Source organism: Anaerobutyricum hallii DSM 3353, assembly GCF_000173975.1.
GTDB classification, from domain to species: Bacteria; Bacillota; Clostridia; order Lachnospirales; family Lachnospiraceae; genus Anaerobutyricum; species Anaerobutyricum hallii.
On sequence record NZ_ACEP01000010.1, the window covers coordinates 1 to 8,325 of the forward strand.

9 protein-coding genes are annotated in these 8,325 nt (G+C 38.0%); 2 read left to right on the forward strand and 7 right to left on the reverse strand.

Annotated elements, in window-relative coordinates; genetic code table 11:
- Positions 1-270: 270 nt before the first annotated feature.
- The 7 genes from EUBHAL_RS00545 to EUBHAL_RS00575 form a co-directional block, all read right to left on the reverse strand.
- Positions 271-1,005 (reverse strand): DUF975 family protein, encoded by a 735-nt coding sequence (locus EUBHAL_RS00545; protein ID WP_005343526.1) that lies wholly within the window; start codon positions 1,003-1,005, stop codon positions 271-273.
- Between the two features lie 105 nt (positions 1,006-1,110).
- Positions 1,111-2,064 (reverse strand): L-lactate dehydrogenase, encoded by a 954-nt coding sequence (locus EUBHAL_RS00550; protein ID WP_005343527.1) that lies wholly within the window; start codon positions 2,062-2,064, stop codon positions 1,111-1,113.
- Positions 2,065-2,134: 70 nt separating this feature from the next.
- Positions 2,135-2,332: an EAL domain-containing protein gene (locus EUBHAL_RS00555; RefSeq protein WP_005343529.1), complete on the reverse strand. Its 198-nt coding sequence runs from the start codon at positions 2,330-2,332 to the stop codon at positions 2,135-2,137.
- A gap of 114 nt (positions 2,333-2,446) precedes the next feature.
- On the reverse strand, positions 2,447-3,064 hold the full coding sequence (locus tag EUBHAL_RS00560; RefSeq protein WP_005343530.1) for a metallophosphoesterase family protein: 618 nt from the start codon (positions 3,062-3,064) through the stop codon (positions 2,447-2,449).
- The gene (locus EUBHAL_RS00565) at positions 3,061-4,947 is read right to left on the reverse strand and encodes a BMP family ABC transporter substrate-binding protein (protein WP_005343532.1); all 1,887 of its coding nucleotides are present in this window, start codon (positions 4,945-4,947) and stop codon (positions 3,061-3,063) included. The genes EUBHAL_RS00560 and EUBHAL_RS00565 overlap by 4 nt, the downstream gene beginning before the upstream one ends.
- Complete coding sequence (locus tag EUBHAL_RS00570; RefSeq protein ID WP_118315067.1) at positions 4,928-5,089, reverse strand: family 1 glycosylhydrolase; 162 nt, start codon at positions 5,087-5,089, stop codon at positions 4,928-4,930. Before EUBHAL_RS00570 ends, EUBHAL_RS00565 begins: the two co-directional genes overlap by 20 nt.
- A gap of 85 nt (positions 5,090-5,174) precedes the next feature.
- Positions 5,175-5,831, reverse strand: a complete 657-nt coding sequence (locus EUBHAL_RS00575) for a Crp/Fnr family transcriptional regulator (RefSeq protein ID WP_005343535.1) — start codon at positions 5,829-5,831, stop codon at positions 5,175-5,177.
- A 226-nt stretch (positions 5,832-6,057) separates the two neighbouring features.
- Here EUBHAL_RS00575 and larA point away from each other — a divergent pair, with 226 nt between their 5' ends.
- A complete protein-coding gene (larA, locus tag EUBHAL_RS00580; RefSeq protein ID WP_044921225.1) occupies positions 6,058-7,335 on the forward strand; it encodes a nickel-dependent lactate racemase in 1,278 nt (425 codons plus the stop codon).
- Between the two features lie 243 nt (positions 7,336-7,578).
- Positions 7,579-8,289, forward strand: a complete 711-nt coding sequence (gene larD, locus EUBHAL_RS00585) for a D/L-lactic acid transporter LarD (RefSeq protein ID WP_005343538.1) — start codon at positions 7,579-7,581, stop codon at positions 8,287-8,289.
- Positions 8,290-8,325 lie beyond the last annotated feature (36 nt).

Genomic DNA, 8,325 nt, shown 5'->3' on the forward strand with positions numbered 1-8,325 from the left:
ACTTCAAGTGTCAATCCTATAAAATTTCATTTCCCGGAACTTCTACATTTCCTGTCCTCTTCCCCAAATCCCTCTAACTGATTTTCTGAGCTGCCAACGAGCAGAACTCCTGAAGATAAATAAAGCATATTTGTGGCCTCGGAGCAAGGTTTGGATACGAGCGGGTGTAAGCGAGTATTCAAACCGCCGCGACTAAAGTCACAAATATGCTTTATTTACCTTCAGGAGTTCGTCTGTTCCGTCTGCCTCGCCAGCTCGGCAAATCAGGAGTTAATTTAACGGTTCTCTGGAGATTTCGTCATAGAACGCTGCTGTTGCCGCATTCATATATGGTGTCAGCCACAAGAAGCCGATTCCCAAACTGAGGATACAAAGAATCTGCCAGCCAATGAAGCTAAATTGCAGGCAGAACAGTCTCCATTTGTTTCCTGCCATCATTTTTTCAGAAACCTGCATCGCTTCTTTTGCTGTCATTTCCGGATTCTCTGCCATAATAAATCCTGACATACTGTAGGCATAGGATTTAATGATTCCTGGAATGATTAATAATAATGTCCACAAAAAGGTAAAGATACCCATTCGAAGTCTGAGCCAGAATGCCTTACCAAACATGGATGCCTTTGAAAAAATCTGACCAAATTCTACATCTTTTCCGTCGATCAAATCAAGGTTATACTGGATTAATCCGAGGGAAACAAAACTTCCTATAACATACTGTACTAGTCCAACAACAATCAAAACAGTGACTATTGCCATCATAGCTCCTAAAATATAGGTTAATGAAGTAATCGACATCGTGGATAAAATCCCATTATAAGAACCGTCTCCATTTCCACGGTTCACCACGTTCGTTACTGAGTTGGTAATACCTGATGTGCCTGAACCACCGTTCACCATAATATCCGCACCAAGAATTGATGCTACTAATGTAGTAAGCACCGCTGACCCCCATTTCCCTGAAAGAGCCCTTCTTGCTAATTCTCTAAAATCACTTGCTACTCTCATCGGTTCCTCCTATCTCATATTATAAGCATGCTATTCAATCTATATTATAATATGACATTATTATCTTATAGTTTCTCTACTATATTATCACACCTTCGTACAAGTTTACAGCGTTTTTAAGACATTCCTCATTTTCTCAGCTGCCTGACGGAATGCAAGAAATTCTTCCTCTGCCCACCGCTCTTCAAGACGTTTTTCTACTCCATTTACTCCTATAATCGAAGGAACACTGAGGCAGACATCTTCTATGCCATATTCCCCCTGGAACATCGTAGAGACTGGTGCAATAGTCAGGCGCTGATTTAACACCGCTTCTGCAAGGTAACAGACACAGGTTGCGATTCCATAATGTGTTCTGCCCTTTCCCTTAATGATTGTTGCCCCCATCTCGCGCACTTTATCACTAATATCTTTTCGGATATTCTCGCCCCATCTAAGGCCTACATTCTCACAATATTCCTGTATAGGCACACCGGCAATCGAAACACGACTCCAGATTGGAATCTGGGCATCTCCATGTTCTCCTACGATGGTTGCTTTTACTACTTCTGTATTCAGACGAGTATAATCTGCGATTAAGCGGGTAAAACGAGAGGAATCCAGAATGCAGCCTGTTCCAAAAACCATTCCATTCGGAAGTCCCATCCACTTTGTACACTGATAAACAAGAACGTCTACCGGATTGCTCACAATCATAATAACACCTTTTGTATAATGCGGTTTCATCTGGTCTACAACATTTTTTAAAATTGCTGAATTACCTGCAATAAGATCAAGGCGGGTCTCTCCTGGTTTTCGGTTTCTTCCGGCAGTAATGATAATCAGGTCACAATCTTTACAGTCTTCATAGTTTCCTGCCTTCACAGACGAGATTCCCATATCTGGGATTCCATGCTGGATATCTAAAGCTTCACCAATTGTCTTTTCTTCATGGATATCAATTAAAACGATTTCTCGTGCAAGTTTTCTTATTGTAAGCGCATAGGCAATTGACGCCCCTACAAATCCTGCTCCGATAATTGCTACTTTGCGTTCAGAAATAGAAAAATTATTTAACATAATTCATGTACCTCCTGATGGTATTCTATACTCTCAAAATCTTTTTTAACTTAATTTTATTTTCCACCTTTTAATCAAATATGATTTCTTTTAACGTATTCAAAGAAGAATAACCAGAATCAAAATCATCCATGGAAATACGGATTCCTCTCTGATGAAATGTCTGAATCATACGATTAACCGCTTCTACATTATGTATATAAGTATTTTCTGTAATCTCAAAAATAATATATTTTGAATCAACATGATACTTGTCGATCAGCCCCATTGCTTTCTTGATAAATTTATCTATGGCATTTATGTATTTTTTTACTTACTAAAATGCTACATATTGCTCTTACATTTTGCATCATATATCTCTAAAGCCTATTTGCAAAACGCTTTAAAACATCTTTATTTCTTTTCCCGTTTCATATTCAAATTTATGAAACTGATATCCGTTAATAATTTCTGTCTCGCCGTATTGCTGTCTGCGGGTATGTCCCCCGCCATAATTTAAATGAATATGTCCATGTATATAATACTTCGGACGGTATATATCTAATAATTTCACAAAACATTCGAACCCCATATGTGCCCAGTCATTGGCATCGTCTACTCCGTAAGCTGCCGCATGGGTGAGAAGAATATCGAATCCTTTCTTTCGCCAGAGTGGAAACCACATTTTAAAAATACGGTTTCGCATCTTTCTTTCCGTATACTGGTTGATTCCCGAACTGTAACGATAGGAACCACCAAGTCCCATAATACGGATGCCTTTATATTCATAGATTTTATCTTCTATGCAAATGCACCCCTCGGGCGGAGTTTTCTCGTAACGGTCATCGTGATTGCCGTGTACATAGAGTACCGGGCCTTTACAAAAGGTTGCCAGAAAGGAAAGATATTTCGGATTTAAATCTCCGCAGGATAAAATCAAATCGACATCCTTCAATTTTTCCGGACGAAAGTAATCCCATAAAGATGGTGCTTCTTCGTCTGCAATTACAAGGATATTCATTCTTTTTCTCCCTTCACTCCCTGAAGTTCTACAATTGGTTTTGCCTGTTCTTTTAACTCGTATTTTTCAGGAATTTCTCCTACAATATTGGCAAACAGCCAGTCCATTGTGATAATTTCTTCATTACTTAATATTGTGTTCTTTTTGCCGTGTTCTCTGCCGTTTTTGTCATAAAACATGCCCTCAAAAGGATGAAAATGTCCTTCTGTGATAAGACTTTGAAACGTATCTACAAGCCGCTTTGTTCCATAAGGCATCTGTGAAGAACAAATCAGGTTCTCTACTCCGGCAGAAAGCCCCCACCAGTAGTTTCTTGACGCTGTTTCTTTGTCAGATACCTTTTTCCATGTACCGTCTAGCATCTGCTGTATGATTTTTTCATAGAAAATGCCCCAATCAAGAACACTGGTAGCTATGTTCAGGATTTCACCATTTTCATTGGAATAAAGACCGAATCTCCGATTACATCCGTCAGCAGAAATCATATCTCTGGCGGAGACAAGGGCAAGTTCCTCAACTGCTGCTTTTTGCTTTCCTTTTTCGGAAGTCCAGTTTAGATAAATCTTAATATTCGGATTTACCATTGCCACACCGAGCGCAAACGCATTGATATTGGCGATACTTCCATAAATTGGATAATCTGCCTCGTAGCCGATATTCTCTCCCTTTGCCATAGAACCTGCAATCAGCCCGGTTAAAAACTTCACCTCATACATTCTCGTATAATAGGTTGGAATCGACTTCCACGCATAGTTCAAAGAACAGTTAAGTATCTGTACTTCTGGATATTTTAATGCGGCTTTTAAACTTTCTGGCATTAAAAGAGGTGTGGTCGTAAATATGACCTGATTTCCATCGACCGCTGCCTGTTCCACATCTCCGATATAACAACTTGTCTCTACTTTTTCTGGAAAGACTTCCTCAAGATGTAGCCTGCCAAGTTCATGTGCATATAACCAGCTTGATGTATCTGGCTTCTTATCATAGACAAAGGCAATAGAAAGCTTTTGGGTGGAATTTAGTAGCTTATTCCAAAATGCCGGTTTTTTTTCTTCCGGCTCTAACAAACGCTTTACTGACTCTGCCTCTTTTGCTGGAACAAACTCTTTCCACATTTTAAGAATTTCTTCCCGAAGTTTTGATGCCGGCTTACTGGCTGCCTCTTCATAAGAAAAAATATTGAGATAGATTAAAAAGGCATCTCCGGCCGTCAGCACTGCTTCTTCGTTTCCTGCGACTGCATTATATATAGAAGAAAAATGATAGAAAAGGCTTTGTAACTTCTTCCGTTCCTCATCACTGCAAGCTTCGTTCCGTTCCTTTCCCATAAATTTCAGGAGTTTCGCATAATTTCCCACCTGTTTACAAACAATATCATAGAATTTTGTACTACGATAAAATTCTATAAATTCATAATAAAGCTTTACAGACGGCTCATCTGTTTTTTCTGGAAAAATTCGGATTACCTTTGCCATAATGTGTGAGGCATCGAGATACTTCATAACACTGACTCGCTTATTTCCCTCTTGCACATAAAACTGATGCATAAATTCATAAACTAAAATCGGGTCTCGAATCCCCTCTTCCATCTGCGCCTCATAAAGTGTAATCCACTTCCTTGCAAATTCGCTGTTCTCTGGAAGAATCGGAAGAAAATCTTTACTGAAGGCATTCTGTCTGCCTGCAGTTCTCGTCCCAGTCACAAGCGAAAGTGGTATTTCCATTTCTCCAAGCACTTCCTCACCTGCTGTTTTTACATAAGCGGATACTTCATCAAGCACCGGTGGATATAAAGACCAACCTCTTGATGCACAGGTTCGATACTGCTTCATTGCTGCTTTTCTTGCTTTTTTGTATTCCTCTTTATACTCTTCTGTCATCATTGATACTCAAACACTCCCCATTTGTTTTTATAACTTCTTTATACCATAATGCAGAGTCTTTTGGAATCCTTTCCTGTGTTTCAAAATCTACATAAACTGGCTTCTCGTTCTCTAAAATAGAAGCAACTAATGTTTTTGTCATTGCATGAATCTTAGCGATAATCTCTTTTTCTTCTATATAAATTACCGGTATTAAGTATTTCGCATGCTCTGTCAAGCAGCCATAGTCAGCCCTTTACATATTGTTCTAAATATTCTTTGTCTTTTATAAGTATCTTCTGGTCAGCTATGAAAATAATTCCATTTTCTCTTAAACCGCGCAGGATACGATTCACACTATTTCGTGTAGAAATACCACAAAATCCTGCAATATCATCATTGGTAATCTGAAAGTCAATAAGTATCCCGTCTTTCATTTTCTTTCCAAATGGTTCTATCTGCAAGTATAAAAACGCACATACCGCTCCTGTTTTTCCATTCATTGTCATAAGCTGCTGGCGGTAGATTGCCTGAGAAAGTTGTTCTCTATAGTAGGCATTAATATAATCCTGAAGTTTTTTATCTTCATTGACATATTCCCAGAAAGTTACTCGTGGAATTTTATAGAAAACGGCTGTCTCGCTTTCTATCCGCACATTAAATGGTGCTGAAGTGTACTGACTTACTTCATCTCTTAATAAAGAAATAATATCTGGTGCTTTTAAATAAGAAATATTAAATTCCCTTCCATCTCTTAAGATGATACTTGTTTTTACCACTCCTTCTTTTAATACATAAGTATTTTGCTGATCTAATCCATAGTAAGTAAGATACGCATGGCGTAATTTATGTACGGTAGGAATATCTTTTTTTTCCAAAAATTCTAGTAAATATTCATGATTCATTCTTTTTCACCCTTTCTTCATAAAATAGTATATCATATCTTTAACAGATGTTGGTAACATTTGATAACATTTTTTATTATTATCTTTTACTAACACTTTTTATTAATATGAAATGTTGTTTTCATAGAGATTCATTTTATATAAAATAGATTTTCGTCAAGAGATTTATATACAAAAATCTACTTAACAAATTCAAATGCACATAATTTTACAGGAGGATTTAAAAATGTTTGAAATGAACGTACCTTATGATAAAGGAACAATGAAAATCAGCTTGCCTGAAAAAAATCTTGCAGGTGTTTTAGACGGAAAACAGAGCGAATATACCACCGAACTTTCTGAAAAAGAACTGGTAGAGCAGTCTTTAGATAATCCGATTGGTTCTAAACCCTTAGAAGAACTGGCAAAAGGAAAAAAGGATATTGTCATTATCAGTTCTGACCACACTCGTCCGGTTCCTTCAAAAATTATTACTCCTATTCTTTTACGAAGAATCCGTTCCGTATCTCCGGATGCCCGAATTCGCATTCTTGTTGCAACTGGTTTTCATCGTCCAAGTACACATGAAGAATTAGTTGATAAATATGGTGAGAAAATTGTTGCAAATGAAGAAATTGTTATGCACATTTCTACGGATGATGCTTCTATGAAAAAAATTGGTGTTTTACCAAGCGGCGGTGACTGCATTATTAACAAGATAGCAGCAGAAGCTGACCTGTTAATTTCCGAAGGCTTTATCGAAGCTCACTTTTTCGCAGGTTTTTCCGGCGGCAGAAAGTCCGTCTTGCCAGGTATTGCTTCCTATAAAACAATTATGGCTAATCACAGCGGAGAATTTATTAATGACAAAAAATCCCGCCCAGGTAACCTCTGCCATAATTTAATTCATGAAGATATGGTTTACGCTGCAAGAACGGCAAATCTTGCTTTCATTGTTAATGTTGTATTAAATGGAAATCACGAAATCATTGGTTCTTTTGCCGGAGATATGGAAGCTGCCCATGAAAAAGGCTGCGATTTTGTCCGCTCTCTTGCAAGCGTAGATAAAGTAGATTGTGATATTGCAATTTCTACTAACGGCGGATATCCACTTGACCAGAATATTTATCAGGCAATTAAAGGTATGACTGCCGCTGAAGCTACTCTTCCTGACAGTGGAATCATTATCATGATTGCCGGATGCCGCGATGGTCATGGCGGAGTTGGTTTCTACCACAATATCGCCGATGTAAAAAATCCGGAAGAATTTGAACAAAAGGCTATCCATACTCCTCGTTTGGAAACAGTTCCTGACCAGTGGACTTCCCAGATATTTGCCCGTATCCTTGCACATCATAAAGTCATCATGGTATCAGATCTCGTTGACCCGAAACTGGTAAAAGATATGCATATGGAACTTGCTTCTAACGTGGATGAAGCTCTTGCTATGGCATTTAAAATCAAAGGAAACGATGCAAAAGTTGCTGTTATTCCTGATGGTTTAGGTGTTGTTGTTAATATCTAAATTTTAGTATTAAAAATCTTAGTAACTATAATCACTGATATTATTTCATAATTTTAATATGAAAAGTCTTCAGTAACTATAATTATCGATATAAATTATTTCATGATTGATTTTTATTATAAGGACCAGCCACGAAAGCATTTGGAAAAATCAATGTATTTCAAGTTGTTTTTTATTAAAACGCTTTTATTAGAATAAATAAATTTATAAAACAAAAGAAAAGAGACGGAAGGAAAAATCGTTATGTTACACTCACTTATAGCTGAATTTTTAGGAACAGCCCTTATGATTTTATTCGGTGTCGGCGTACACTGTGATGAAGTCCTTACTAAAACAAAATACCATGGAAGCGGACACATTTTTGCTATCACCACTTGGGCTTTTGGTATTTCTGTTACCCTGTTTATCTTCGGAGGTGTCTGCATTAACCCTGCCATGGCATTATGCCAGGCAATTCTTGGCATGATTCCGTGGACCAATTTTATTCCTTATTGTATTGCAGAATTTCTCGGTGCCTTATTTGGTTCACTTGTCGTATATGTAATGTACGCTGATCATTTTAAAGCAAGCGAAGGGAAAATAGATCCGATTGCCATTCGAAATATCTTTTCTACAAATCCAAACTGTAGAAATCTTCCTCGTAACTTTTTTGTCGAGACAATCGCAACAACTGTTTTCTTAACTGCCATTTTAGCTGTCGCAACCAATTATGAAAAACAGTTACCTATCGGTGTCGGACTTATCGTCTGGGCTGTTGGTATGGGACTTGGCGGAACTACAGGATTTGCCATGAACCAGGCAAGGGACTTAGGACCACGCCTTGCGTTCCAGTTACTCCCTATCAAAAATAAAGCTGACAATGACTGGCAGTATGGACTGCTTGTTCCGGGGATTGCTCCATTTGTCGGAGCTGTCTTAGCAGCTTTATTCTCCCATTATTTTCTTGCTATTTAATTCATTAAGAGACAGACGCCCGAGAAGAGAGAAGAT